General features: G+C 69.3%; 29 protein-coding genes and 2 pseudogenes. 16 read left to right on the forward strand and 15 right to left on the reverse strand.

Annotated features, from left to right (window positions below; translation table 11 throughout):
- Window positions 1-233, reverse strand: a pseudogene (locus A5780_RS31140) (hypothetical protein); the annotation flags it as partial.
- Window positions 234-392: 159 nt separating this feature from the next.
- Here A5780_RS31140 and A5780_RS31145 point away from each other — a divergent pair.
- The 4 genes from A5780_RS31145 (at window position 393) to A5780_RS31160 (ending at window position 2,685) form a co-directional block, all read left to right on the forward strand.
- Entirely contained in the window at window positions 393-743 is a 351-nt protein-coding gene (locus A5780_RS31145; protein ID WP_064905528.1) for a hypothetical protein, read from the forward strand.
- A 93-nt stretch (window positions 744-836) separates the two neighbouring features.
- Entirely contained in the window at window positions 837-1,328 is a 492-nt protein-coding gene (locus A5780_RS31150) for a Dps family protein (RefSeq protein ID WP_063015554.1), read from the forward strand.
- Window positions 1,307-2,347, forward strand: a complete 1,041-nt coding sequence (locus A5780_RS31155) for a hypothetical protein (protein WP_064905525.1) — start codon at window positions 1,307-1,309, stop codon at window positions 2,345-2,347. Before A5780_RS31150 ends, A5780_RS31155 begins: the two co-directional genes overlap by 22 nt.
- 11 nt (window positions 2,348-2,358) lie before the next feature.
- A complete protein-coding gene (locus A5780_RS31160; RefSeq protein WP_146100881.1) occupies window positions 2,359-2,685 on the forward strand; it encodes a hypothetical protein in 327 nt (108 codons plus the stop codon).
- On the opposite strand, the gene A5780_RS31165 is transcribed toward A5780_RS31160, so the two are convergent.
- The 4 genes from A5780_RS31165 to A5780_RS39555 are packed head-to-tail and all read right to left on the reverse strand — an operon-like array spanning window position 2,682 to window position 5,051.
- Window positions 2,682-2,972, reverse strand: coding sequence for a hypothetical protein (locus tag A5780_RS31165; RefSeq protein ID WP_197516737.1), 291 nt, complete (start codon window positions 2,970-2,972; stop codon window positions 2,682-2,684). The two genes, A5780_RS31160 and A5780_RS31165, sit on opposite strands and share 4 nt — an antisense overlap.
- On the reverse strand, window positions 2,969-4,459 hold the full coding sequence (locus tag A5780_RS31170) for a molybdopterin-dependent oxidoreductase (RefSeq protein WP_064910740.1): 1,491 nt from the start codon (window positions 4,457-4,459) through the stop codon (window positions 2,969-2,971). The genes A5780_RS31165 and A5780_RS31170 overlap by 4 nt, the downstream gene beginning before the upstream one ends.
- Before the next feature lie 20 nt (window positions 4,460-4,479).
- Window positions 4,480-4,902, reverse strand: a complete 423-nt coding sequence (locus tag A5780_RS31175; protein ID WP_063015558.1) for a hypothetical protein — start codon at window positions 4,900-4,902, stop codon at window positions 4,480-4,482.
- Between the two features lie 2 nt (window positions 4,903-4,904).
- Window positions 4,905-5,051: an SDR family NAD(P)-dependent oxidoreductase gene (locus A5780_RS39555; RefSeq protein ID WP_082857141.1), complete on the reverse strand. Its 147-nt coding sequence runs from the start codon at window positions 5,049-5,051 to the stop codon at window positions 4,905-4,907.
- 191 nt (window positions 5,052-5,242) lie between these two features.
- Between A5780_RS39555 and A5780_RS31180 the strand changes: the two genes are divergently transcribed.
- Window positions 5,243-5,473 (forward strand): DUF6480 family protein, encoded by a 231-nt coding sequence (locus A5780_RS31180; protein WP_030513833.1) that lies wholly within the window; start codon window positions 5,243-5,245, stop codon window positions 5,471-5,473.
- A 363-nt stretch (window positions 5,474-5,836) separates the two neighbouring features.
- Here A5780_RS31180 and A5780_RS31185 read toward each other — a convergent pair whose 3' ends face one another.
- Both A5780_RS31185 and A5780_RS31190 read right to left on the reverse strand, forming a co-directional pair.
- Window positions 5,837-6,043, reverse strand: coding sequence for a hypothetical protein (locus tag A5780_RS31185; protein ID WP_064905521.1), 207 nt, complete (start codon window positions 6,041-6,043; stop codon window positions 5,837-5,839).
- Window positions 6,044-6,062: 19 nt separating this feature from the next.
- Complete coding sequence (locus A5780_RS31190; protein ID WP_064910742.1) at window positions 6,063-7,133, reverse strand: Vms1/Ankzf1 family peptidyl-tRNA hydrolase; 1,071 nt, start codon at window positions 7,131-7,133, stop codon at window positions 6,063-6,065.
- A gap of 113 nt (window positions 7,134-7,246) precedes the next feature.
- Here A5780_RS31190 and A5780_RS31195 point away from each other — a divergent pair.
- Window positions 7,247-8,353, forward strand: a pseudogene (locus tag A5780_RS31195) (glutamate--cysteine ligase).
- A 12-nt stretch (window positions 8,354-8,365) separates the two neighbouring features.
- Window positions 8,366-9,430, forward strand: a complete 1,065-nt coding sequence (locus A5780_RS31200) for an NAD-dependent epimerase/dehydratase family protein (protein WP_064910744.1) — start codon at window positions 8,366-8,368, stop codon at window positions 9,428-9,430.
- 27 nt (window positions 9,431-9,457) lie between these two features.
- Here A5780_RS31200 and A5780_RS31205 read toward each other — a convergent pair whose 3' ends face one another.
- The 7 genes from A5780_RS31205 to A5780_RS31235 all read right to left on the reverse strand — a co-directional run bounded on the left by A5780_RS31205 (window position 9,458) and on the right by A5780_RS31235 (window position 14,699).
- The gene (locus tag A5780_RS31205) at window positions 9,458-9,958 is read right to left on the reverse strand and encodes an SRPBCC family protein (RefSeq protein WP_082857147.1); all 501 of its coding nucleotides are present in this window, start codon (window positions 9,956-9,958) and stop codon (window positions 9,458-9,460) included.
- Entirely contained in the window at window positions 9,958-10,482 is a 525-nt protein-coding gene (locus tag A5780_RS31210; protein ID WP_146098665.1) for a DUF4142 domain-containing protein, read from the reverse strand. Before A5780_RS31210 ends, A5780_RS31205 begins: the two co-directional genes overlap by 1 nt.
- Window positions 10,483-10,555: 73 nt before the next feature.
- The gene (locus tag A5780_RS31215; protein ID WP_064910746.1) at window positions 10,556-10,852 is read right to left on the reverse strand and encodes a hypothetical protein; all 297 of its coding nucleotides are present in this window, start codon (window positions 10,850-10,852) and stop codon (window positions 10,556-10,558) included.
- Between the two features lie 65 nt (window positions 10,853-10,917).
- Window positions 10,918-12,552 (reverse strand): NAD(P)/FAD-dependent oxidoreductase, encoded by a 1,635-nt coding sequence (locus tag A5780_RS31220; RefSeq protein ID WP_064910748.1) that lies wholly within the window; start codon window positions 12,550-12,552, stop codon window positions 10,918-10,920.
- Between the two features lie 9 nt (window positions 12,553-12,561).
- Window positions 12,562-13,023 (reverse strand): SRPBCC family protein, encoded by a 462-nt coding sequence (locus A5780_RS31225; RefSeq protein WP_063015565.1) that lies wholly within the window; start codon window positions 13,021-13,023, stop codon window positions 12,562-12,564.
- Between the two features lie 113 nt (window positions 13,024-13,136).
- Complete coding sequence (locus A5780_RS31230) at window positions 13,137-14,228, reverse strand: NAD(P)-dependent alcohol dehydrogenase (protein ID WP_064910750.1); 1,092 nt, start codon at window positions 14,226-14,228, stop codon at window positions 13,137-13,139.
- 3 nt (window positions 14,229-14,231) lie between these two features.
- Entirely contained in the window at window positions 14,232-14,699 is a 468-nt protein-coding gene (locus tag A5780_RS31235; protein WP_030513843.1) for a DUF4334 domain-containing protein, read from the reverse strand.
- 82 nt (window positions 14,700-14,781) lie between these two features.
- Here A5780_RS31235 and A5780_RS31240 point away from each other — a divergent pair, with 82 nt between their 5' ends.
- Complete coding sequence (locus tag A5780_RS31240) at window positions 14,782-15,330, forward strand: TetR family transcriptional regulator (RefSeq protein ID WP_030513844.1); 549 nt, start codon at window positions 14,782-14,784, stop codon at window positions 15,328-15,330.
- A 101-nt stretch (window positions 15,331-15,431) separates the two neighbouring features.
- Entirely contained in the window at window positions 15,432-16,271 is an 840-nt protein-coding gene (locus tag A5780_RS31245; RefSeq protein WP_063015567.1) for a glucose 1-dehydrogenase, read from the forward strand.
- 8 nt (window positions 16,272-16,279) lie between these two features.
- Here the strand turns inward: A5780_RS31245 and A5780_RS31250 are convergent, their stop codons facing one another.
- Window positions 16,280-16,804: a DUF4383 domain-containing protein gene (locus A5780_RS31250; protein WP_063015568.1), complete on the reverse strand. Its 525-nt coding sequence runs from the start codon at window positions 16,802-16,804 to the stop codon at window positions 16,280-16,282.
- Window positions 16,805-16,980: 176 nt separating this feature from the next.
- On the opposite strand from A5780_RS31250, the gene A5780_RS31255 reads away from it, so the two are divergent.
- The 7 genes from A5780_RS31255 to A5780_RS31285 all read left to right on the forward strand — a co-directional run bounded on the left by A5780_RS31255 (window position 16,981) and on the right by A5780_RS31285 (window position 26,421).
- Window positions 16,981-19,407, forward strand: a complete 2,427-nt coding sequence (locus tag A5780_RS31255; RefSeq protein WP_082976831.1) for a molybdopterin oxidoreductase family protein — start codon at window positions 16,981-16,983, stop codon at window positions 19,405-19,407.
- Window positions 19,404-19,892 carry a hypothetical protein gene (locus A5780_RS31260; protein WP_064910752.1) on the forward strand — a complete coding sequence of 163 codons (489 nt, stop codon included), beginning with the start codon at window positions 19,404-19,406 and terminating at the stop codon, window positions 19,890-19,892. Before A5780_RS31255 ends, A5780_RS31260 begins: the two co-directional genes overlap by 4 nt.
- A gap of 32 nt (window positions 19,893-19,924) precedes the next feature.
- Window positions 19,925-20,749 carry a BON domain-containing protein gene (locus tag A5780_RS31265; protein WP_063015570.1) on the forward strand — a complete coding sequence of 275 codons (825 nt, stop codon included), beginning with the start codon at window positions 19,925-19,927 and terminating at the stop codon, window positions 20,747-20,749.
- Window positions 20,750-20,778: 29 nt separating this feature from the next.
- Window positions 20,779-21,558 carry a metallophosphoesterase gene (locus A5780_RS31270; protein ID WP_197516771.1) on the forward strand — a complete coding sequence of 260 codons (780 nt, stop codon included), beginning with the start codon at window positions 20,779-20,781 and terminating at the stop codon, window positions 21,556-21,558.
- Window positions 21,559-22,178: 620 nt separating this feature from the next.
- Window positions 22,179-23,336, forward strand: a complete 1,158-nt coding sequence (locus A5780_RS31275; protein WP_063015572.1) for a class I adenylate-forming enzyme family protein — start codon at window positions 22,179-22,181, stop codon at window positions 23,334-23,336.
- A 147-nt stretch (window positions 23,337-23,483) separates the two neighbouring features.
- On the forward strand, window positions 23,484-24,149 hold the full coding sequence (locus tag A5780_RS31280; protein WP_063015573.1) for a rhomboid-like protein: 666 nt from the start codon (window positions 23,484-23,486) through the stop codon (window positions 24,147-24,149).
- A 145-nt stretch (window positions 24,150-24,294) separates the two neighbouring features.
- Window positions 24,295-26,421, forward strand: coding sequence for an acyltransferase family protein (locus tag A5780_RS31285; RefSeq protein ID WP_231953373.1), 2,127 nt, complete (start codon window positions 24,295-24,297; stop codon window positions 26,419-26,421).
- The last annotated feature ends 10 nt before the right edge of the window (window positions 26,422-26,431 follow it).

Consider the following 26,431-nt stretch of genomic DNA (forward strand, 5'->3'; position numbering starts at 1 on the left):
CGATCCGCCCGGTGAAACCGATTCGCGCAGCCCAGCCGACCCTGCCCGTCCGCCGCCGGCCCCCGGGCGATCACCCCGGCGGCGACCGGTGCCAGGCCGAGGTCGGCCAGTGCCGCCGCGGCGCGCAGTCCGGTCAGCCGGTGGGGTGATCGCCCGGGGGCCGGCGGCGGACGGGCAGGGTCGGCTGGGCTGCGCGAATCGGTTTCACCGGGCGGATCGGGTTCGCGGTGCACATCGGCCTCCTTTGGTCCTCAGCGACCGCCTACCCGGGAGGACCGGGGCGAAACGACACCCCGGGTCCCGATCGAATATTCGCCGAGAGGCCGGGTAGTGCCACGGTGATCGGGTAGTGCGACGGTGACGAGCGCACGACGAACGGGCCGGAGGTGACGATGGCACGCGAGGTCGACCCCCGCTGGAGTGACCCGCCGAGTTTCCGGCGGGCGGTGCGGTATGCGGTCGGTGTGCTGGTGCTGGCGGCGATCGTCGCCGGGGTGGCCCTGGGCTGGGCGGCCTCGCGGGATCAGTGCGCGAACGCCGACCACGTGGCCTGCGATACCGCGTCCCGGCTGGCCGTGGGACTGGTGCCCGGAATCGTGTTGTTGCTGGGCGGCATCGGCGCATTCGTCATCACCGTGCGGCAGTGGCGCGGCGGGCGGCCGTGGCCGGTATGGCAGGGCGCGGGCTGGTTTCTGTTCGCGGTGATGGTCGTGTATCTGGCGATGGCGATGGCCGCCGGCTGAACCCGGCCCCTCGTTTGGAGTAGCCGGCAGCGGGTAGGTCGTGCACGCAAGCAGTCGCCTAGGTGATGACTGTCAGCGAGGAAGGAGACCATCGTGGCCAAGACCTCCACGACCACCGATCCGATCGCGACGGTGCTGGAGCCGGAACAGCAACGGATCGCCGGTGACGCGCTGTGCGCCACCGTCGTCGATCTGATCGATCTGAGCCTGATCGGCAAGCAGGCGCACTGGAATGTGATCGGCCCCCGGTTCCGCACCGTGCACCTGGCGTTGGACGAACTGGTCGAGACCGCGCGCGGCTTCACCGACGCGGCGGCCGAACGGGCCACCGCGATCGGCGTCAGCCCGGACGGGCGCGCGCACACGGTCGCGGAGAGTTCCAGCGCCGAGCCGTTCCCGGCGGGGTGGCAGCAGGACGGCGACGTGGTCAGCGCGATCGTCGCCACCCTGGCCGCGGTCGTGCGCAGGCTGCGCGAGCGGATCGACGCCTCGGAGAAGGCGGATCCGGTCACCCAGGATCTGCTCATCGATATCGCCGCCCGGTTGGAGCAACTGCATTGGATGTGGCAGGCCCAGGCCGCGTAACGCGCGCGCTGCGACGATATCTGGTTCCGGCGGCGGCCGTGCTGGCCGTCGCCGGGTGCTCGGCGCCGGGGTCGCGATTGGAAGCACCCGACGCCGTGCGGGTGACACCTATCGGGGCGATCGTGCACGCACCGGTGTGGTCCTACCGATCGGGAGCGCTCGTGGCGCTGGCGCCCGACCGCGTGGTGAAGGTGAACGGCTTGGCCGACGGCCGCGGCGACACGGTCGGTTCGGCACGCCTGCCGGGCTTGGGGCCGAACCTGCAGATCAGCCCGGTGGACGAGGGCACGGCGCTGGTCAGCGCCACCGATCGGCAGGCCGTGGCCTCGATTCGGCTGTCCGATCTGGTCGATACCGGCACGCTGTCCGCCGGACCGCGGCCGTCGTATCTCGCCCTCGATTCCGGGGAGCGGATGCTGCTGGCGCTCTCCGAGGACGGCGCCACGGTCACGCCCGTGGATCTGCACCGCCGCACCGCATGGGCGCCCACGGTCGTGAACGCGGGTCCGCAAGCCCGTCTCGACGGGGCGAACCGCAGCCGTGAAGTGGAGTTCCACATCTACGGACCGCGGGGGAGCGCGCACTACAAGGGCAGTTCCTCACCCGCGGACGAAACCGGCGCCGACGACGAACCCGTACTCGCGGCGGCGGGGGACGGCACGAAGGTCACCCGGTTGTACGTGGCGCGGCCCGGGGGCAGGCTGGTCGCCCTCGACTCCCGTCGCGACGGATCCGGAAGCGAGACGGTCGGATCCGTCGACCTGGGCGCGCCGATCCGCTATCTGGCCACCGACGACACCCGCATCTACGCCGCGACGGACCGGCAGCTGGTGGTGCTGGAAACCCGCAGCTTCGAGGGCTACGCGAACGGCACCATTCCCGTGCTGCGCCGATTCGACCTGCCGACGCGCGGAGCGCAGGGATCGGCGTGGTCGGGGATCGCCGTGGGGCCGCATCGGGTCTATCTGACCGTCCGCGACCGGCCCGAGGTAGTCTCCGTCGCCAAGCCGCAACTGTGAGAGGTGTCGCCGTGTCCGAAAACCGTGCCGGCACAGTGGATGTCGGTGAGGATCTGGATATCTTGAGTGAGCAGCTGCGGGGGTTGCGAGAGTTGGCCGCCGACCCGGATCTGACCGCGGCGGACGGCGTCGTGTACGACTTCGGCATCCGGTGGGGTGCGATGATGTCGGGACGGCTGCCGCGCGTGGTGTACTACCGCGAACGTGACGCCCTGTCCGCGGCCGACCGGGGCCGGTTCGACCGGCTGGCCGGCGAATTCGCCGCGGCCGCCGCGACGATCGAGCGCTTCCGGCTGGCCCCGGCGCGAACGGGCGGCCGGTCCGAGCCCGCCCGCTAGGCCACCGGTTCGAGCCACAACTGAGCGCGGCGCATCCGGATTCCGGTGTGCGGCACCGGACATGCGGGATTCGCGCAGGTCAGCGCGACCATATAGGAGTCGAGTTCCTCGTCGAGAAACAGGAACCCCAGATACAGCGCATCGCCGACACGGAAATCCGTTGCGCCACAGGCGGGGCAGCGTGCACGCCGTCGGTCGAGGTAGGCCAGGACGCGATCGCGTTGCCGTTCGGTCAGTTCGATGTTCTCCGGTCGCCGCGGCGGGGTCGTCGTCTGCTGGTTCGTCATATCTCGACGTCCTTGTCGTAGTAGATGTTGTCCTCCCGCCAGCCGCCCATCCCGCGGCCGATATGGGAGTAGTCGGAGACGAATTCGATCCGGTCGATCCATTTCGCCATCTTGAAACCGACCTGGTTCTCCACCCGAAGCCGAAGCGGCGCACCGTGTTCGATGGGTAGCGGCTCGCCGTTCATGCGATAGGCGAGCAGCGTCTGCGGGCTGTCGGCCAGCTCCAGATCCAGCACCTCGTAGAACTGGCCGACGCCGTCGGCGCTCGGATCGTCGCGACCGGTGTCCTGCATGGTGAGGAAGCACAGATACTTCGCGTCCGGCAACGGGCCGGCCCGGGCGACGAGTTCGCGCAGCGGCAGTCCGGTCCACTCGCCGATACTCGACCAGCCCTGTACGCAGTTGTGCAGCACTCGCTGGGTCTGCGGTTCGCCGATCGCGCGCAGATCGTCCAGGCTCAGGCGCATCGGGTGCTCGACCAGACCGCCGACGTCCAGGCGCCAATCGGCGAAATTGTGCGCGGCCATCACCTTGTACGGCAGTGCCGTGGGCGGTTTGCCGTTCACCCGATGTTCCGGCGAGAGGGCGCGGGTCGAGTAATCCTGTCGGGGTGTCAGCGGCCGGAGCAGGCCCAACCGCAGCCGGCGCACGAAGGCGCCCAGCACGCGCTGCACCGATCGCGGGTCGCGCAGGCTCCACACCGTGGCCGCGATATGCAGCAGCACGATCGCGCCGATGATCACGAACGACAGCGCGATCGCCCAATTGATATTGCGCACCTGTCCGAAGATCATCAAGGCGCTGAGCTGGCCCCAGCTCCAGAAGAACACCATCGACACGTGGATGACGATGAACACCGCGAAGGCCAGCAGACCCAGGAAATGCAGGCTGCGCGCCGACTGCCGGCCGCCGAACATACGCACGAACCACGGAAAGCGTGCCTCCACGGCCGGTGATTGCGCTGCGCCGGTGAGTATCTGGAACGGGGCGAGCACGAAGATCACTCCGGCGTAGGCGAGTTTCTGCACCGCGTCGAACGGCTGCCCCGGCAGCAGCGGCGGCAAATTGAAACTCATGTACGTCACGATGTCGTGCCAGGCCGCGGGAAACAGCGACCACGAGGTCGGGATGTAGCGCCGCCACTGGCCGGTCGCGAACAGCAGGATGTAATAGGCGAGGCCGACGAGTATCCAGCCCGCGACCGTCGCGAAATGCCAATGTCTGCCGAGACCCAATTTCTTGTGGCCGGGCAGCGCGATCAGGGAGGGGTAGCTCTCCTCCTCGTCGAGAGTGTCGTAGAGCTTGTCGGTCGGCATCCGTTTGCGGGTGAATCGCGCCCATTCGGTGCCGGGTTTGCTGTCGTCGCGCCAGAAGAGTTTCGGGTAGCTCGACAGGATCTCCACACCGCTGCGCATCGCGAAGGTCAGAAACAGCACATTGAGCCAATGTTCGATGCGCAGCCAGGCCGGAAAATCCAAGGTGGTCATCGTGTTTCACCCCGTTCCGTTCAGTCGTGCCAGTGCTGTGCCCGCGGATGCGCCACGGTGATACCCAGCACGATCGCGGTGATCACCGCCAGGAAGGTCAGTGCGCAGACTCCGGCCACGCTGCCCGGAGCGCTGTCCCACCAGCCTCGGACCTCGGGCAGGCCGGGGAGCCCGGCGAGCCTGCTGACCACGTAAACGACCAGGAACGCGAGGCAGACGAGCCCGCCCAGGGCCCAGCCCGCGCGTGCGGTGCGGGACCCGCACACCAGCGCCGCGGCGACGACGCAGCAGGCGATCAGGAATCCGAAACCCACCCGCAGGTAGTTCGGCAGCCCCGCCTCGCGCAGCAGCACGTAAAGATGCACCCCGCCCAGACCGAGCAGCAGTGCCGCCCCGGCCGCGGTGGTGGTGCGGGGCAGGTCGACGGCGGCGTAGCGGTCCACGATCAGCGGAAGGCCACCGCGTCGAGGACGCGGCCGTCCTCGGCGGCGATGACCACCTCGTAACCGCGTTCGGTCAATCCTCTGGCGAGCTCGAACCCGATACCGCTGGATGCGCCGGTCACCAGGGCGAGGGGAGGTGTGTCGGTCATATCTCACGCCTACCCGGACAGGGCGAACACATACCTGTGCGTCGCGATCGCGGCCGTCTGTCGCCGCGCCACAGGCCCAGGTTTCGCCCGATTTCCCGCACCGGCGTGGTTGCCCGCGCCGGGGCGGGGTATGGGCTGCAGTGAGAGCCGACGACGATCAGGGGCGCTTCGCCCCGGACAGGACGCCGAACATGTCTGCAATGGATCCGGACCCGGCCAAGACTCCGGACCTGGAACCCGGTGGTGGCGTAGCCCCCGGTTCCACCCCGCCGGATACGGCACAGACCTCGGGCCTCTCGGCGCCCGAGCCGAGCACCCGTCACCATTTCCCCGCCAGCGGGGCGATGTTGATCGTCATCGTCGCGGCGATCGTACTGGTGTTCGTCGCCGTCGCGATCGCGCTGATCGTCTCCCTGGCCTGACGCTCAATCGAATTGAGGGAGGGCGCGACAGCCCGACGCATGCGTCGCCACCCGGTTCGGGTGGGACGACCTCACGAAAAATCTTTTGGCACAACATCATCGGAGAGACCGGCCGGCACCGTCCGTAAGGTCGGTGCCGGCCGTCGCGGCAGTCTCCATGCCTGCTGTGACTACCGCCCCGTCCGGAGAGACGATCCGTCGCACGCCTCGCACCGGTGCACTCCGTTGTGCGGGACCGAATTGCGGGTATCCGTCGCCGTTGACGAATAGGGCGCTACGTGCGGATCGTTCTCGGTACAGGAGAAGTACCCCGGCTGCTCGGCCGTAACCGGCGCAGTGATCGCCGATTCGAGGTGCACGCGATCAGTCGACCTCGCCGGTCCGGTCGTGCTCGGCGCCCTCCGGCGTCGGGGTGTGCGGGGGTGTGAGTTCCGGGTCGTCGTCGGCGGGTGGTTCGGGATCGCGCCACTGTTCGGCGCGGCTGGAACGGTTGCCGCGCAAGGTCCCCTGTAGTTCGTGCCGCAGTTGATCGTCCTCGCGCGCACCGTGTTTGGTGTTTCCTCGGTCCATCGTCCTCTCCTTTCGCGGATCACCGGTGTCGGAGCAGGGCAGCGACGCCGTCGGTCGGAACGGGATCTCGATCGATGGTCACGATGCCGGCGCCGGCCGCGAGCGCGGCCAGCGGCAGCGCCTCGTCGGCGCGACGGAGGTTGCTGTGGCCCGAGGGCAGGTCCGACGCCTGCACCGCGGTCGGATCCGGCCCGGCGTGCACGGCCCGGTCGCCGATGACGGCGGGGTCGATCAGCAGTGTCTCGACGTTGCGCTCGGTGAGCGCCGCAGCGACCCCGGGCAGGCCCTGCACCGCGAGTTCGTGCGCGCGGCGTTGTTCGTATCCGTCCACCAGGTCGCGAAATCGGGCTCGCTCCCGGTCCTGCAGCACCTCGGCGACCCGCCGGTCGAGGTCGGCCCGGTCGTCGTTCGCCTGCCGGGTGAAGCCGTCGAGCTGTACGACCTGCCGGTGATGTGAGGCCAGCGCGCCGACCAGCGCGGTGCGCGCGCTGATCTCGCCGGCCACCACGATCAGCCCGGCGGCGGCCCCGTCGGCCAGGCGCACCACCTCCTCGGCGGTGGCATCGATGGTCCGGCGCACCGTCTCCTCGACCCGGCTCTGCATCGAGCGATGCGACCACCCGCCACCGCGCACCTTGTGCTCCGGATGATGCGCCCCCTCGGTCCGGCGGTCGGTGCGGTGACCGTCGCCGTCGACCGTGTACAGATCGGCGCCGCGATCGTCGACCACCACGACGACGTGGGCGACGGCGGGCGGGCGCAGCTGTAGCAGCGGCAGCAGATACGGCATGTCCGACAGTCGCACGGTGGTGCGAGCGGGCGGCTCCGGCAGCGCCGCGGTGAGCAGGACACCGTCGACGTCGGCGATGACCGCCTGTCCAGCGCGCCCCGGCGGTGGATCCGACAGACCGCGCTCGACGGCGTCGAGGACGGCGCTTTCCGCACCGTCCTCGTCCAGGGTCTCGCGGACCGCGCGGCTGCGCAGCCGCTGCTGGTGCGCGGCATCCTCGGTATCGCTGACGGTCTCGATGTAGACCGATGCGAAAGGCCCTGGGCGCTCGGTCAACTCTCGTAGTCCTGAAATGGTCACGTGCGGCGGCTACCCGCACCCGCCGAGTGAAACCTCGATCCGCGCCGGAATGCGTTTGCGGGTCCGGTCGCCGGGCATCTCCGAGCCATGAACTGTGCCGGGCGGGTGAGCCGATGGATGCCGCCGATGTGACGTTCGGGGTCGAGGAGGAGTTCCTGCTGGTCGATCCCGTCTCCGGAGCCCCGGTCCCGAAGAACCGCGAGGTCGCGCGATCGGCATGCGACGCCGGTATCGATCTGCAGTTGGAGCTGACCAGCTGTCAGGTGGAAACCAGTAGTTCGGTGCATACGCGCGCGGCCGATCTGCTGCGGGAATTGCGGCAGTTGCGCGCCGCCGTGGTGCGCGCCGCGGCCGGCAACACCGCGCGACTGCTCGCGACCGGAGTGCCGCCGACCGTGCCCGACGCCTATCCGGTCACCGATACGCCGCGCTACCGCCGCATCGAGGAGCATTTCGGCATGCTCGCGCACGAACAGGGACTGTGCGGTTGCCATGTGCACGTCTCGGTGGACGATCCGGAGACCGCGGTGCAGATCAGCAATCATCTGCGGCCTTGGCTGCCGGTATTCCTTTCGCTCACAGCCAATTCTGCGGTCTACCGCGGCACCGACACGGGATACGCGAGTTGGCGCAATGTGCTGTGGCGGCGCTGGCCCAGCGCCGGCCCGCCACCGTATTTCCAATCCTGCGCCGACTACGACGCCGCGGTCGACATGATGCTGACCTGCGGCAGCATCCTCGATACCGGCATGGTCTATTGGGATATTCGCCGCTCCACGCATTTCCCGACGCTGGAGATCCGCATCAGCGACGTTCCCGTGACGGCCGAGGAATCGGCGTTGCTGGCGAGCCTGGTACGTGCCGCGGCCGTGGTCGGCCGTGCGGAGGTGCGGCGCGGCCGGCGGGCGCCCGCGGTACCGGCCGCCACCCTGCGCGCCGCCTACTAGAAGTCCGCGCGCGAAGGACTCGACGGCGACGGCGTCGATCCGCTGGACGGCCGGGTGGAACCGGCCCGCATCCGGCTGGCCCGGCTCGTCGACCATGTCACCCCGGCCTTGCGGGAACTCGAGGAGGAGCGGTTCGTGACCGAGACGATCGCCGCGGTGACCGCCCGCGGCAACGGAGCCCGGCGGCAGTCGGCCGCGCTGCGCCGCCGCGGAGCGATCGCCGACGTGGTGGACGAACTGGCCGAGGCGACCGCGGACGGATGTTCGGTGTAGGGGAGGGTGCGTATGCGTATCGCGATCACGGGCGCGAGCGGCAATGTCGGCACGGCACTGTTGCGCGCGTTGCCCGACGCCGAGGTCGTCGCCATCGCCCGGCGGCCACCGCTCGCCGACCGGGAACCGTATGCGCGCGCACGCTGGCTCGCCTGCGATATCGGAGATCCCGCGGCCCGTCCCACGCTGGCGGCGGCCTTCGACGGGGCGGACGCGGTGGTGCACCTGGCCTGGGCGGTGCATCCGCGCCGCAGCGACCCGCCACTGGAACGCACCAACCGGATCGGCACCGACCACGTGCTGGGCGCGGTGGCCGACAGCGGCGTGGCGCATCTGACGGTCGCGTCGTCGGTGGCGGCCTATTCGCCCGCGCCGCGCTGGACCCGCGTCGACGAGCAGCAGCCCCGCGACGGCGTACCCGGCGGTGCCTACAGTCAGGGCAAGGCCGAACTGGAACGGCGGCTGGACGCCTTCGCCGGCGAACGACCGGCGGTCGGTCTCGCCCGGATCCGGCCGTGCGGCATCGCCCAATCCGACGCGGCCGCGGAACTGGGCGACTGGCTGCTCGGGCCCTGGCTGCCGCGTTCTGCGGTCGGGCGCCCGTGGTTGCCGGTGCCGCTGTGGCCGCGGCTTCGCCTGCAGCTCGTGCACGCCGAGGATGTGGCCGCGGCGATCCGGGCCATCCTGGTGCGGCGGGCCACCGGCGCGTTCGACCTGGCCGCCGAACCCGTGCTCACCCCACCCACGCTGACCGAGATATTCGGCGGATTCCGGCTGCCCGTCCCCCGCCCGGTGCTGAGCGCCGCCGCCTTCGCGGGCTGGCGAATCGGACTGCTGCCGTTGCACCCCTCCTGGCTGAAGCTGGCCGACCGGGCCTGTCTGGTCCGGGCGGAGCGGGCGCGGCGTGAACTCGATTGGCGGCCGGCGCATTCCGCGGTCGATGTGGCGACGGAGCTTGCCGCCGGTTTGCGCGAGCACACCTCCGGCGGCAGCCCGCCGTTGAATCCGGAGCCGATGCGGTTTCGCCCGGGCCGCCCGACGCACCAGGATCAGCGGCCGGACCATCGGCCGCGATGAACGCCGGTGACTGCGGAATGCCGGCGACTACGGCTCGGGGTTGTCGGGCGCGAGGGTGCCGGGCCGAGGGGTATCGATCTTGCGGGTGTCGACGTAATGGGAGGCCACCAGATCACAGAGGCGCGCCAGCGACTGTTTGTTGCGGGGCTTGAGGGCCAGGGTCTGCAGCACGTCGGGGATGAGCCGGCCCGGCCCGCGAATCACCTCCTCGCTCATGCTCACCTCGGTGGTGTCGGCATCGATCGGCGTCATCGCCAGCCGGATCCATGCCACTCCCAGCGGCCACAACTCCGCCTCCAGTTCGATGCTGTTCGGCGGGTCCACGGCCACCACCCGGGTGGCCTGCTGAGCCATCAGCGGCCAGGCGCCGACGCTGTGATGAATCCGGGAGCCGATTCGCGGCCAGTCCTGATCCACGTCGCGCATATGGGTGGACCCCACCACCCAGTGGCCGTAGGACCAGCCGTCGGCCAGCACGGCGAACACCTGCTCGGCCGAGCCGGGAACTCCCATCGTGACCTCGCCCATCAGCACACCGCCAACGCGTCGCGAATCATGTCCAGATGGTGCTGAACCACGGGCGCGGCGTTCTGTGCCAGCGCCGTGACCTGCGGGCTGCTGCCCTGCGCGGTCTCGGTGGCGCCCGCCTGCAGCGTCTGGACGTGGAAACCTTCCTGCATGTGCAGCCAGGCCAGGTCGTAGTCGCGGCCGGTCTTCATCGCCGTATCGCGCATCTGCTGCGACTGGTCGGCGGTCGGCATCAGTGGCAGGGCGACGCCGTTCGGTATCGCGACCGCGGCGCCCATCGCCTCCAGCCGGGTGTGGTCGGCGACCAGAACGGGACCGAGATCGCGGACCTGCTGACACGTACCCATGGCCGCCGCACCGGCCCCCGACAGCATCTCGGTCATATTCCCCTGGTGGACGGCGACGAGAAAATCACTGTCCTGTGCCGACAACGCGGCCGGTTGGGCCGCGCCGACCGCGGTCGCGCCCAAGCCGAGGCCGATCGCGGCGGCGGTGGTGACCAGCAGACGATGCGGTGATCTCATGATGTGCTCCTGTTCGCCGGGTATTTGCAGGCCGGATGCCCAGCGCGGCGCGTCGTACACGTGCCGATGACGCTCACAGCACGACGGTTTCGCCGCGCGGAATCTCCACGATCCGGTCGGCCCAGCCGCGCCGGCCCATCCGGTCCCGGAAATCGCCGAGCGGGGAGGCGAAGACGGTGTAGTCGTCGTAGTGCACCGGCATCGCGCGCGGCAGTCGCAGCAGGTCTACGAGTCTGTTTCCCTGCGCCCCGTCCATCGTGACGGTGAGTCCGAAGGGCAGTCTCGGCCCTGCGGGCAGCCGCCGGGAGATCAGCCCGTAACCCAGATAGGCGTGCTGGTTGCGGTGCAGGAAGTTCGGGTCGGTCAGCACCGTGATCTCGCCGAAGGACAGCAGCGTCGTCGGTGATCGACAGGTCCACAGCTGTCTCCGTCCGGTCAGCGGTCGGTGTCGTAGAGGGCGCTGTGCAAGCGGGACAACAACTTTCGCCGCGGCCATCCGGTGGGCCGGGAATCGGCCAAGGCGGCGCGGGCGGCGTTGGCGCCGCAGGTGCCGTGCACGCCGCCGCCCGGATGTGCCGACGCAGAGCCCAGATACAGCCCCGGCACCACGGTTTCGGGGCGGCCGAGCCCGGGAACCGGGCGGAACACCAACTGCTGATGCAATTGGGAAGTGCCGCCGTTGACCGCGCCGCCGACGAGATTGCCGTCGGCGCCGTGCAAATCGCTGGGCCGCTGCACGATTCGTGCGTGAATCCGGCTGCCGAAGCCGGGGGCGTAGGCCTCGAGCACGGCGTCGACCCGTTCGGCCAGCAGGTCGGCCGAGGCGTCGTCGGTGACCCCGCGCGGCAGGTGGGTGTAGGCCCACGCCGATTCGGTGCCGGGCGCCGACCGGCTGGGATCGGCCGTGGTCATCTGACCGAACAGCATGAACGGCGTGTGCGGTACCACGCCGGTGCCGATATCGGTGGTCCACCGCGCCAGCCCCGCCCGGTCGGCGCCCAGATGCACCGTGCCCGCCGCCCGAAGCTGCTTCGATCGCCACGGAATCGGTTCGGAGAGAGCGTAATTCACTTTCACGGTCGGCGCGTCCCAGGTGAATCGTTCGAGATCCGCGCGCAGCCGTTGCGGCAGATCCGCGTCGGCGAGCAGCCGGGTGTAGAGCGTCGGCGCGTCGATGTCGGCGATGACGGCCTTGCGTGCCCGCACCACCTGGCCGGCGGCGGTGATCACCCCGGCGGCGCGTCCGTCGCGGATGAAAACGCGGTCCACCGGCTGGCCGCAGTGCACCCGGGCCCCCGCCGATTCGGCGCGGTGGACCAGGGCCGCACTCAGCGCCCCGGCTCCGCCCACCGGAACCGGAAATCCGCCGTCCTGGGCGAGCATGGTCAGCAGATAGCCGTAGACACCGCTGCCGGGGGCGTCCACCGGGACATCGGCATGCATCGCGTTGCCCAGGATCAGCAGTTTGGCGGCCTCGTCGTGGAACAATTCGTCGACCATCCGCCCGACCGGCAGCATCAGGAACCGCAGATAGCGGAACAGTTCGGCGGAGCCGAGATCGCGCCACAACCCGGCCGCGCCGCGCACGGGCGGGAACGGGCCGAGGAACGACCCGAGCAGATGTTCGCGCACCTGCCGCCACTGCTCGACCAGCCGCAGCCAGGTGCGGCCGTCGCGGGGATCGCGCCGAGCCAGCGCCTCGGCCGTGGCTTCGGCGTCCGGATGCACGACGGCGGCATCCGTATCCTCGGGGCTCGACGGGTGGCCGTACACGATGGGCGCTCGGCTCCACCGCAATCCGTGATCGTCCAGACCGAGGTCGCGCAGCGCCGGCGAGGCGCCGACCATCGGATAGAACGCGCTGAACAGATCCATCCGGTAGCCGGGTACCAGCTCGGCGCTGCGCACGGCGCCCCCGGCGGTGTCCTGGGCTTCCAGCACCGCCACATCCCAGCCGTGATCGGCGAGCAGCGCGGCGCTCACCAGGCCGTTGTGCCCGCCGCCGATGATCACGGCATCGACCGGCTCGGCGTCGAGCGGCGTCGAACCACCGGGGGCGGGCGAGGTCACGGGCACTCGCTACGGCCGGGGCCGGTCGACGTCCCCGCGCCACGCACCGGATTCCTGTGGGCGCGCCTCGATGAAGTCGCGGAAACGCTCGAGGTCACCCTTGACGCGGCGATCGAGTATTCCGAGCTTGTCGGCGACGTTCTCCACGAACCCGTCCGGATCGATATCCATCTGCGCGGTGACGCGCGTGGTGTCCTCGTCGAGCCGATGGAAGGTGATCACGCCCGCATGCCGGGGACCGGCCTCCGAGGTCCACGACACCCGCTCGTCGGGGTGCTGCTCGGTGATCTTCGCGTCGAATTCGCGCGTCGCGCCGGCGACGTGCACCGTCCAGTGGGTGTGCGTGTCGTCGCGCTGCTCGACCCGCTCGACGCCCTGCATGAACTGCGGGAACGATTCGAACTGGGTCCACTGGTTGTAGGCGGTGGTCACCGGTACGTGCACATCGACCGATTCGGTGACTGTTGTCATGCTGCGACCTCCTCGTGGTCTCGGTGGGCAACGCTGACGCCATACCCGCGCCACGCGCTCGTACACGGATCACTCGGGGGTGGCGCCGAGTGCGTGCGGCGCCGCGTCGCGGGTTACCAGGTCAGAACGGGTTTGACGACGCGTCCCGCGTGGTGGTCGGCCAGGGCGGTGCCGATCTCGGTGGACGGGTAGGACCGGACCAGCCGGTCGAGCGGTAGCCGCCCGGCCGTGTAGAGCTCCAGCAACTGCGGGATGAACCGCTGCGGCACGGCGTCGCCCTCCAGGCAACCGTGAATGGTCTTGCCCCCCAAAACGATCTCGCGCATGTCGAGTTGCGGGACGCCGACGCCGAGGCCGACCACCGCCACCGCGCCACCGGTGGCCAGGGCCGCCACCGCCGCGGCGAGCACCTCCGGGCGGCCGGTGGTGTCGAGGGCATGGGTGGCGCCGCCGCCGGTGAGTTCGGCGATCGTGGCGGCGGTCTCGGCGTCGGCCGGGTCGAGCGCGGCGGCCGCGCCGAGTTCGAGGGCCAGCGCACGGCGATCGGCCGAGGGTTCGACGACCAGCACCGTGGTGCCGGGCAGTGTCCGCGCGGCCAGGAGTCCGGCCATACCGACCGCACCCGCGCCGTAGATCAGGATCTGCGAATCCGGTTCGGGGGCGAGCACATTCAGGATCGCGCCCGCGCCGGTCTGGAAACCGCAGCCCAGCGCGGCGGCGACGACCGGATCGGTGTCGGCGGGGACGACGATCGTGTTGTCCGCGGTGCTCAGCGCGTACCCGGCGAAACTCGACTGCCCGAAGAAACCGTCGCGCACGCGCGTGCCGTCGACGGTGATGCGGGGCGAGCGGTCGGCACGGCCGCCGAACTGGTTCAACGCGGTGGATCGCGCACAGTACGGCAGCCGGCCGAGACGGCAGTTGCGGCAGTTCCCGCAGTGCCGGAAGGTCAGCACCACCCGGTCGCCGGGCCGCACACCCGTCACCTCGGCGCCGACGGTCTCCACCACACCCGCGCCCTCGTGGCCGAGCAGCACCGGGCGGTCGGACGCGCCGGCGGCGCGGGAGACCAGATCGGTGTGGCAGATGCCCGACGCCTCGATCCGGACCAGGATCTCGTCGGCGCGCGGCTCGTCGATCGCGACGGATTCGAGGCTGAACGGAGCCCGCGGATCACGCGACAGCGCGGCAGTGGTCAGCGGCACGGCTCAGACCCGCTCGAGCAGGAAGTAGAAGAATTCGCCGCCGGCCAGCACCAATTCGGGGCGGCCGTTCATGATGCCCATCAGCGTGTTGTCGTCGAGGCGCTTGAAGTGGTCGAACACCGCGCGGCCGTCGTAGACCATGGTCGCGGTGACCTCGCCGCGGAATTCGATATTCCACAGCGTGGCCTTGCCGCCGCCCAATTCGACATCGGAGAACAGCGTGCCGTCCTCGGCGCGGCAGATCAGCGGTTCGGCATCCATCGTCGAATGGAAGGTCTTGCCGTACCAGCCGCTCTTGTCGAGTGCGCGGCACAGCGGATGTCCGGTGCGGAAGGCGGCGCCTTTCCATTCGCCGAGGATGTCCTCGGCGCGTACCACCGCGAGGTCGGCCCACAGCCGGTCCAGCTCGTCCGTCGTTACCCCGCTCGATTGCGCCGCCAGCTCGCGCCAGCGTTCGGTCGTCCCGGTCATCGCTTCCTCCACAGTTTCCCGAACCAGTTGGTTCGGAAACCTACACCCGAACCAAGTGGTTCGGCAAGATAGGATCCGCGGTATGCGCGCAGCAGGCCATGCCACCAGGGAGCGAATCCTCGCCGCGGCCAAGGCGGAGTTCGCCCGCTACGGCGTGGCCGGAGCCCGGATCAACCGGATCGCGGAGGCGGCCAATGCCAGCAAGGATCGCCTGTACGCCTATTTCGCCGGCAAGGACGATCTCTACGCGGCGGTGACCGAGCAGTGGGCGACCGAGACCACCGCCGAGACCGCCCTGGACGCGGGCGATCTGCCGTCCTATGTCGGCAGGCTTTTCGATCACTATCTGCGAAACCCCGACAACGCCCGCCTGCAGGCGTGGGCGGAGATCGAACGCACCGACATCCCGGGCGCCGACGAGGCGATCCGCCGCGCGGTCGCACCCAAGATCGCCGAGATCCGCCGCGGTCAGCGCGCCGGGGTCATCACCGGCACCTTCCATCCGCTGACGCTGCTGACCCTGCTGACCGATCTCGCCCGCACCTCCGCGGTCCACGCCCTGCACGACGACGATGCCGAGGACCGGCGCGCGGCCACCGTTCTCGCGGCCCGGCGGCTGATCGCCCCCTGAGCGTGGCGCCGGTTTGCCCGCCGTGGTCGCGGGTAGCGCGAGTGCTGAGGCTCCACGCAAGCGCGGGGCTTCCACCGCCGCCACGTCGACAGGAGATCGCGATGGGTTTTCCGGAGCAGCAGCAACAGGTCCCCGGGGTGCAACAGCAGATGTCTCCGCGACCGGACTGCGGGGAGGACAGCTATCAGGGATCGGGCAAGCTCACCGGAAAGGCAGCGGTGATCACCGGCGCCGACAGCGGAATCGGCCGGGCCGTGGCCATCGCCTTCGCGCGCGAGGGCGCCGATGTGCTGATCTCCTACCTCGACGAGCACGAGGACGCCCAACAGGTCGTCGCGCTGGTGGAGCAGGCGGGCCGCAAGGCGGTCGCGGTACCTGGCGACCTCTCCGATCCCGAACACTGCAAGGCCGTCATCGACCGCGCCGCAACCGAATTCGGCAAGATCGACGTGCTGGTCAGCAACGCCGCGTATCAGATGACGCACGAAAGCCTCGACGAGATCTCCGGCGAGGAATGGGATTACACGTTCAAGCTCAATGTCGGCGCGCTGTTCCATCTGGTGAAGGCGGCCGTTCCGCATATGCCGGCGGGCGGCTCGATCATCGGCAGCTCCTCGGTGAACTCCGATATGCCCTCACCGACGCTGGCGCCCTACGCCGCCACCAAGGCGGCGATCGCCAACTTCTGCGCCAGTCTCGCGCAGATGTTGGGGGAGAAGGGAATTCGCGTCAACAGCGTGGCGCCCGGTCCTATCTGGACGCCGCTGATCCCGTCCACCATGCCGGTGGAGAAGGTGCGCAACTTCGGCGACGACGTCCCGCTCGGTCGGGCCGGGCAACCCGCCGAGCTCGCCGCCTCCTATGTGCTGCTGGCCTCCGACGACGGCAGCTACATCTCCGGCGCGCGGCTCGCCGTGACCGGCGGCCGGCCGATCCTCTGATCGGCCCGTCAATCGGTCCGGCCGTGGCCGGTCCCGGGCGGCGGAGCGGACTCCGGCCGTCCCGGCTGCGGAGAGCCCTCGAACAGGATGGGACGGTCGGCCGGGCCGAGGAACAGGCCGAACAGCAGCATCGCCGCGCCGAGGCCCAGATGCAGCCAGTTGTCCGCGGTGTTGACCGGAATGACGTTCGCGGTCGACTCCTTGTCCACGACCAGTCCGTACACCCACAGCGCGAGATAGACGACACCGCCTGCGATGAGGTAGGTCCGCGCGGTCATCGTCGTGCGGCCCATCGCCAGACCCGCGACGCCGAACACCAGGTGCACGGTGTTGTGCAGCCCCGAGACCTGGAACACCCCGAACAGTTCGGCGCCGGAATGGTGCCCGCTCCAGGTGAGCATGTCGTAGTTCGTGGTCACGCCCGGAATGAACCCGAGCACCCCGACCACCAGGAACGCCGCCCCGACCAGATAGGCCGCGGCCTGCACCGGGGAAACCCGCGCCCGATGCCGAGGTACAGATGCGGTGGCCATCGCTGCTCCCTTCGAGTGCCGACGATTCGCCCGTATCTCCGAAGGTAACCGCACCGGACCGCCGCAAACAGCGCGAAGCAGTTACAACCCGGTGAGCGCGGGTATGGCGCACACAGACCTGGGCTATCGCCAGGACCGGTCCGCTTCGTCCGCCACTCTTCGTCTCCGAGGTGACCATGCATATCCGATCCGGCACAGATACGGCCGGGACGAGTGAACACGACCGCATCGCACACCCGTGGGGAACACGAACTCCGTACGGCCCCGGCCAGGCGTGGCCGGAGCGCGTGGATATGTTCCTGGCCGAAGGTGTGCGCGAGGACATGGTGGAACGCTGGGTGCCGACCGCCTCGGTGCTGCACTCCAACGGCGACGCCATGGATATCGCCGTGCACGAGGGACGCATCGTGGGAGTGCGCGGCCGCGCCGGGGATCGGGTCAACCGCGGGCGGCTGGGACCGAAGGACCTCTTCGGCTGGCAGGCCAACAATTCACCCGACCGGCTGACGGCCCCGCTGGTGCGCCGGCGCGGCAAACTGGTCGAAACCGATTGGGACACAGCCATGTCGATGGTAGCCGAGCGGACCCGCGAGCTGCTGGGCGAGCGCGGGCCGGGCTCGATCGGCTTCTACACCACCGGGCAATTGTTCCTGGAGGAGTACTACGCGCTGACCGTCCTGGCCCGGGGCGGCATCGGCACCAATCATCTCGACGGCAACACCCGGCTGTGCACCGCCACCGCCGGTGAGGCGTTGAAGGAATCCTTCGGATCCGACGGGCAGCCCGGCAGTTACGCCGACGTCGACCACGCCGACGTGATCGCGCTCTACGGCCACAACGTCGCCGAAACCCAGACCGTGCTGTGGGCGCGCATGCTCGATCGCCTGCGCGGCCCGAATCCGCCCGCCCTCGTCTGCGTCGATCCGCGCACCACGCAGGTGGCGCGCGCGGCCACCGTCCATCTGGCGCCGCGCCCGGGCACCAATGTGATGGTGATGAACGCGCTGTTGCACGAGCTGATCCGCAACGATTGGATCGACCGCGACTACATCGACGCGCATACGGTCGGATTCGACGAACTGCGCAAACAGGTCGCCGACTGCACGCCCGAACGCGCGGCACAGGTCTGTGATGTGCCGGAGGCCGATCTGCGGGCCGCGGCGCGGATCATCGGCACGGGCGAGCGGGTGCTGTCGACCGTGTTGCAGGGCTTCTACCAATCCCATCAGGCCACCGCGGCCGCGGTGCAGGTCAACAACATTCACCTGATTCGCGGCATGCTCGGGCGGCCCGGCTGCGGCGTCCTGCAGATGAACGGCCAGCCCACCGCGCAGAACACCCGGGAATGCGGGGCCGACGGCGATCTGCCAGGATTTCGCAACTGGGCCAACGATTCTCACGTCGAAGAACTGGCCCGGCTGTGGAATGTCGACCCGCAACGCATACCGCACTTCAGCGCGCCGACGCATCTCATGCAGATCCTGCGCTTCGTCGAGGACGGGTCGATCCGCTTCCTCTACGTCAACGGCACCAATCCGGCGGTGTCGCTGCCCGAACTCGCGCGCGTTCGCGCCCTGCTGTCGCAGCGGCGGCTGTTTCTCGTCGTGCAGGACATCTTCCTTTCCGAGACAGCGCAACTGGCGGATGTGGTGCTGCCCGCGGCGACCTGGGGTGAGAAGACCGGCACCTTCACCAATGCCGACCGCACCGTGCACCTGTCGGAGAAGGCCGTCGAGCCGCCCGGGGACGCCCGGCCCGACCTGGACATCTTCCTCGACTACGCCCGCCGCCTGGATCTGCGCGACGCCGACGGCGCACCGCTGCTGCCGTGGCGGACGCCGGAGGAGGTGTTCGAGCAGTGGAAGCGGTGCAGCGCGGGGCGCCTGTGCGACTACTCGGCCATGACCTACGCGAAACTTCGCGCGCGCGGTGGCATTCAATGGCCGTGCACCGAGGAGCATCCGGACGGCACCGAGCGGTTGTACGCCGACGCGACATTCCGTGCGGCGCCGCAGGATTGTGAAACCTACGGTCGCGACCTGATCACCGGTGCTCCGCTGGAGCCGACGGAGTATCGCGCGCTGAACCCGGAGGGCCGCGCCGTGATCAAGGCGGCGCAGTACCTGCCGCGGCACGAGACGCCGAGCGAGGAATATCCGTACGCGCTGATCACCGGTCGTACGCTCTACCACTTCCACACTCGCACCAAGACCGGCCGCGCACCGCAACTGCAGGCCGCCGCGCCGCAGGTGTGGGTGGAGATGGCGGCCGAGGACGCCCGGCGGGAGGGATGGGACGACGGCGACCTGCTGCGCATCCGCACCCCACGCGGGCAGGTGACGGCCCGGCTGCGCACCGGCGCCATCCGCTCCGGCGTGGTCTTCCTTCCGTTCCACTACGGCTATTGGGATACCGCGGCCGGGGATCGCCCCGCCGGCAAGGACGGCACCGCCGCCAACGAGCTCACCCCCACCGAGTGGGATCCGGTCTCGAAACAACCGCTGTTCAAGTCCGGCGCCGCCGCTGTGGAACTCGTCCGGCCCGCCCGGCGATCGGAACGTGTCACCACACCGGCGGTCGAACTGGAGCGGAGTGCGCGATGAACGACCTGGACGCCATGCTCGCCGAGATACACCGCAGCGAGACCCATCTGGGAAAGCTGCTGATCCGCACCGCCGACCGGCACCGCACCGATCACGAGGTCCACCACGTGTGCCGGGACCTGCTGGTCTGGACCGACGACCATCGCCGCAAACTGGCCGCCGTCGGGGAAGACCGCGGTCTGCATCTGGACCCTTCGCCGGTGACGGCCGCCGGATCGGTGGAATCGGTCCGGAGGGCGCTCGGCACCCTGGTGGGGCGCCGCCATGCGCCCGCCCTGCTGTTGCTGCGCGATCTGCGCGAGATTAACAGCTACGCCGCGGTGGTCTCGGTGAACTGGGAAATTCTGGCGCAGGCGGCACAGGCGGGGCGAGACAGCGAACTGCTGGAACTGGCCTCCGACTGCCATCCGGAGACGTTGCGGCAAATGCGCTGGGCCAACGCCAAGATCAAGGAGACCGCGCCGCAGGCCGTCGCGACGCCGTGAATACCGCTGCCCACGGCGGGTATGCGCCCGCTATGACTGCCTCGATAGAGCAGTTGCTCCACACGCTCACCAAGGTGGTGAACGCGCTGCTGGCCCACGAGATCGACTTCGCGGTCGGCGGCGGTTGTGCGGTCTACGCCCGCGGTGGTCCCGCGAGCGACCACGATGTCGACATCTACGTCAAACCCGTCGACGCCGGCCGCGCCCGCGACATCCTGACCGCATCCGGGCTGCACGCCGTCGACCCGCCCGAGGACTGGCTGACCAAGGTGTACGACGGAAATACGCTGGTGGACTTGATCTTCCGGCCCAACTACCGCAACGTCGACGACGATCTGCTGGGCCGCGCGACCTGGATGCGGATCGGCCCGGCGGCGGCTCCGGTGCTCAGTGGCACCGATCTGATGGTGGACAAATTGATGGTCCTCGACCCGCACCGGCTCGATTTCACGCGGTTGCTGGCGATCGCCCGGGATCTGCGGGAACAGGTCGACTGGCGGCGCGCGCGGGAAGAAACCGCGGTGTCGCCGTACGCGCGGGCGTTTCTGGCGCTGATCGAGGATCTCGGAATCGGAGGTGAGGTCATGGCTCAGGACTCGGGCGACGAGGTGTTGCCGCAATATCTGGTCGCGAATCTGCGGCGGGCTTTCGCGGAGGACCCGCGCACCGCCGAACTCGGCGTGCAGGTGACCATCCGCGGCGCCGTGGTGGTGCTGTGCGGGGAGGTCGGCAGCGAACAGCAGCGCAGCGATCTGGAGGACATTGTGCGCGAGCACGCGCCGAAACTGCGCATTCACAACGATATTCGGGTTACCTCCACGCAGGCGCCCACCGTCGATCACGAACGGCTGAGCTGATGACGGGCGCCGAACGGACGACGGACGGGGTGGTACGCATCGCGGCGGTGGCCGATATCCACCTCGGCGCGGAATCGCAGGGGACCCTGCGCCCCGCATTGGAACGACTGCCCGAGGAGGCCGACGTCCTGCTGGTCGGCGGCGACCTCACCCGGCACGGCACTCTCGACGAGGCGCGGGTGGTCGCGACCGAACTGGGGGACCCCGGTGTGCCCGTGATCGCGGTGCTCGGCAACCACGATCACCATTCCGATCGGCAGGACGACATCACGGCCCTGCTGTGCGATCACGGGATCCGGGTCCTGGAAGGGACCTCCACCACGGTGACCGTGGGGCCTCACTCGCTGGGCGTCGCGGGCACGAAGGGATTCGGCGGCGGCTTCGCCGGAAAGTGCGCGAGCGTCTTCGGCGAGCGGATCATGCGCGAATTCGCCTCCTACACCGTCGATCTCGCCGACGCGCTGCACGTCGCACTGTGCCGGCTGGACACCGATGTGAAGGTCGCGCTCACCCACTATTCACCCTGCGGGGACACCCTGCACGGCGAGCCGCCCGAAATCTATCCGTTCCTGGGCTCGTATCTGCTCGGTGAGGCGATCGACACCTGCGGCGGCGCCGATCTGGCGATCCACGGGCACGCCCACGCCGGATACGAGCGCGGCACCACACCGGGTGGGGTGCGGGTGCGCAATGTGGCCCAGCCGGTGATCCGCGCGGCGTACACGGTCTACGATCTGGAGGTACCGGAGCGGGCGGCGACGTCCGGTGTTCCGGCCGAGTCGGCCGAGGCCGCGCGGACTCCGGCCTGACGAGCAATTGCGGTGTTATCCGGTTGGGAAGTGCCGCCGAACTTCTGGCAATTCCCTCCGGGCTGCGGAATCATTTGTGGAGAATACTCATCGGCGGGTGCGGGCAACTGCCGCCCGAGCGGCAGGAATTCCCTTCCCGCCGATGCGGGGAAGGATTGTTCCGGGCGATCGCGAGGCGAATTCGCGCGGCCGCCCGGCTCGGGAAGGTGGAGGCGGTCCCGCTCGGGCACCGGCCACGACGCACCCCGGAGCCCGGTGGGAAGGCTGCTGCCGCGGAGGGTTTCGCAGTACCGCTGAGCTCGCCGGACCACACCTGATGAAGATCGACGAGCGGGCCGCCGCACGCACAAACTCACGTACATTCGACCGTGCAAATGTGCTTGCATCCGTAAATGTGTCCGTAAATCACGTAACAATGCGCGCGGTTGCGCATTGTTGTTGTTCTGGCTAATGTGTCCGCATCCCGGTGGCGTACATGTGACGTTTTCCTTCGCAGGCGATGTGTCGCTGCCTGTGTCCACATGTGATCGGGTGCGAGCGTGTACTGCGGGGAGGAATGCGGTAGATATCGGACAAGGGGGAACAAAGATTGGTATTCGATGACAATAAATTCTGCATCGGTGAATATTCGAGGATATCGGGGCAGGGATATCGCGACCGGTGCCGGTAGACCCGCGCTGCTGTTCAGCGCGGTCACGACCGCCATGCGGATGCGTCCGTACGCGACGGTGTCGAGCATGCACGACAGCCGGACCTTCGGCGACCTGCTCGCCGAGGTCTCGGACAAGGCCGCGCGATTCGATACGGTGTTGCGCCGTCCGCGGGCGAGAGTCCTTGTGGCCCTCGGGAATTCGCCCGGATACATTTCGACGATGCTGTCGCTGCTCGCCCGCGGCGACATTCCGGTGCTCGCCAATCCGGCACTGCCGCTCACCGCGATGCGGGAGCTGATCGAGGAGTGCGGAATCGACGCCGTGGTCGCCTCCGGGCAGGCCGGCGGAATCCGGCTCGACGAGCGATCCTGGGCGCAGCGCACCGATTTCGACGGCGACCGCCCGGCCCTGCACCGCGATACCGAACTGTGCCGCGTCGCCTCCGCGCCGTCGCGGCGGCTGGTCTGTCTCGAATACTCCGCGACCGCGGTCCTCAACGCCGCCACCGCCTGGGTCGGTGCGAGCAAACTGCGGGAATCCGATCGGACGCTGTGTTTCGCAGGCCTGTTCGGGCGCTTCGGATTTCACACCGCCACCGTCGCCAACCTCGTCGCCGGCGCCGATCTGGTATTGCCGGCCGGAACCCACGCGCCGGGCAACATTCATCGTCACCTGGCCGCGGAATCGCCGACGGTACTGGTGGCCGAACCCGCCGTCTATCAGGCCATGGTGCAGGGCACCCGGGAGGATCTGTCGGCCGATGTCGCCGCGGCACTGCACCGGATCCGCCTGCGGCTGTCCCCGCATTCGGTCGCGTCCTCGGTGGCGGCACGGGTGCGGGCGGTATCAGGGCCGATCACCATCTGCTACGGCCTGGACGAAACCGGTCCGGTCGCATACGGCTTCGACGCCGCGGACGGGGCGTCCGGTGTCCATCTGCTGTCCGGGGTCCGCATGGAGGCCCGCTCTACCGACGGCGAACAGTACGCGCACGTGCACACCAAATCCCTGGCGACGACCTACCTCAACGATCCGGTCGAATTCGAACGCTGCCTCACCGGCGACGGCAGCTATCTCAGCCGCAGCCTGGCCGGCCTGCCCGCGTCGGTCGTCGACGCCGGCTGACCGGCGACGGCCGTAGTTCATCCGCGCCGGGTGATGCCGTCGTCGCGCGGGCGATACACAGTCGATGCGCCGGTGCTCGACGTCTCGTGAGCACCGGGACCGATCGGCCGGTGAGGAGCCACGGTGGCGAATCGACGATCTGAGCGGATGCGGGGTCGTGCCGCGGCGGCGTGGCGCTACGTCCGCACGGCGCCGTGGACGTTCTCGTGGTTGGCGCTGCTGCTGGTGACCACGATCGTGCAGCATGCGGTGTCACTCGACGATTTGAAGATCATTCTGGGTGAGCGCTCGACGAACCTGTCGAACCTGAAGAGCGATCCGCTCCACGCCCTGGTGACGAGCCTGCTGTGGGTCGCCGGCTACTTCTGGCTGCCGTATCTGGTGCTGTACTGCGTATTCCACGCACCCGCCGAGCGGTGGCTGGGCGCCCTGCGCTGGGCGATCGTCGGATTGCTCGCCCACGTGGGCGCGACCTACATCAGCGAGGGACTGCTGGGCTGGGCGATCCGGCACGGATACGCCGACCCCGCCCTCGTCGACGTGCGCGATATCGGCGTCAGCTACTTCCTCGCCGGCATCATCGGCGTGCTGACCTACCACATCGCGTATCCGTGGCGGTGGGCGTATCTCGTGGCGGCTACGGCCTGTTTCGCCGCGCCGCCGCTGATCCATTTGACCTTCACCGGAATCGGCCACTTCTCGGCCTTCCTGATCGGGCTGGCGTGCTACCCGCTCACCCGGAGCCGCACCGCTCCGACGTGGAATCCGGCGCAGGCCCGGCGCGACCGCCACCGTCGCGCGCGCGCAGTCTAGTTCATCGGCGCGCGTCCGGAAGGCGAAGTGGCGCTGAGTGTTTGCGGCGTGCTAAGAGAGTGGACGTGTTGTGGTCTGCGCGTGTTCATCTCCACCCTCGTGTGTCGGTACCGGCGCCCCCTCGCGGGAACCGGCGTTTCGCGTGGTGACCGGAGATATCGCGCGCACCCGGATCGCCGTGCCGGCCCGATCGGCCCGATCGGCCTCGGACACCGCCGACACCGCGACGAGAACGACCGCCTACCGCGGCGACCTGGACGGGTTGCGCGGTGTGGCGATCGCGCTGGTGGTGGTGTTCCACATCTGGTTCGGCCGGGTATCGGGCGGCGTGGACGTCTTCCTGGTGCTGTCGGGATTCTTCTTCACCGGACTGCTGGTGCGCCGCGCCGAACGGGGAGCCGTCGGCATCGGGTTCACTGTGCGCCGGACCGGGCGGCGGCTACTGCCGGCAATGGTCGTCGTTCTGGCCGCCGTCGTCGCCGCGACCGTGTACACGCGGCCCTACACACAGTGGTCGGATCTGGCGGGACAGACCCTGGCCTCGCTGTTCTACTACCAGAACTGGCGGCTCGCGACGAGCTGGTCGGATTATCTGGCCGCCGACCCGTCGGTGAGCCCGCTGCAGCATCTGTGGTCGATGGCCGTGCAGGGGCAGTTCTATCTGCTGGCCCTCGTCGTGGTGGCGGCGGTCGCCACCGTGCTGCGCCGCACCGGCCGCACCGCCCTGCTGCGCCCGGTCCTGGCCGCTCTGATCGCACCGGCGGCCGCCGCGTCGCTGCTGTACGCGACCCACGGGGCGGCCACTCATCAGGGCTGGAACTACTACGACAGCGGCGCGCGGCTGTGGGAACTGCTCGCCGGGGCGGCGCTGGCACTGGCCGGACCGGCCCTGCTGCTGCCGCGGATGCTGCGGGCGGTGACGGCGCTCGCCGGCGTGCTGGGCGTGCTCGCGTGCGGCTGGCTGATCGTCGACGGCGCCAACCGCTATCCCGGTCCCGCGGCGCTGGTGCCGGTCCTGGCCGCGGTGGCGGTGATCGTCTCCGGCAACAATGTCGCCGCGGCACAGATGCCGTGGCCCAATCGAATTCTCGCCTCGCGGGTGGCACAGTGGCTCGGCGAGGTCGCCTATCCGCTGTATCTGTGGCACTGGCCGATCCTCATCTTCTATCTGGCCGAATCGGGTCGTCCGCACGCCGGGCTGCGCGACGGCGCGCTGGTGGTCGCGGTGTCGCTGCTGCTGGCCTGGGCGACGCACCGGCTGATCGAACAGCCGTTGCGGTTGGGTGCGCGCGGGATGCCGGTGCCGATCGCCTCGCGGCTGTATCGGCGCGGCGCGGGCACGGTGGTGTGCGTGGTGGCCGTCGTCGTGGTGGGGGCCACGGGTGCGTGGCAGTTCGGCGTGGTGCGGATGCACCCGGCGCAACCGATGCGGCCGCTGGATCCGGTGCTGTATCCGGGTGCCGAGGCGCTGGCGGCAGGGGCGCCGACACCGCAGGCCCCCATGCGGCCCACCGTCCTGCAGGCTCCGGGCGAACTACCGCCACCGACCCTCGACGGATGTATCGCCGACTGGGACACCCGCGAAGTGGTCACGTGCACCTACGGCGATGCGAACGCCACCCGCACACTGGCGGTGGTGGGTAGTTCGCATGCCGAACACTGGGTTCCGGCGCTCCAGGAGCTCGCCGCGCAGTACTCGTTCCGCATCCGGGTGTATCTGAAGATGGGCTGCCCCCTCACCCTGGCCGACGACGCCACCTACAAGGGGGAACCGATTCCCGACTGCCGCGACTGGTCGCGCGCGGTGCTGGACCGCCTGGCCGCCGACCGGCCGGAGTGGGTGTTCACCACCGGCAGCCGGCCCCGCGCCGGAACCGGGGACGAAACACCGCCCGAATACGTGGACGTCTGGTCGGCACTGGCCGCACGCGGCCTCGACACCATCACCATCCGCGATTCACCGTGGTTGCGCCACAACGAGATTCGCTACGCGGCGGCCGACTGTCTGGCCGGCGGTGGCGACCCGGTCAGCTGCGGTATGCGCCGTAGCGATGCGCTCGACCCGGTCGATCCCCAGCTCGAACCGGCCTCGCGGTATCCGAATATCTTCCCGATCGATCTGAGCGATGCCTTCTGTGACGCGTCGATCTGCCCCGTGGTCGCCGGCAATATCCTGATCTACCACGACGAACACCATCTGACCTCGAGCTATTCGCGCTCGCTGTCCGGGGCGCTGGGCCGGCAGTTGCGGCCGTTGCTGCATTGGTGGTAGTGCTGCGCGT

Source organism: Nocardia sp. 852002-20019_SCH5090214 (assembly GCF_001665865.1).
GTDB lineage: Bacteria > Actinomycetota > Actinomycetes > Mycobacteriales > Mycobacteriaceae > Nocardia > Nocardia nova.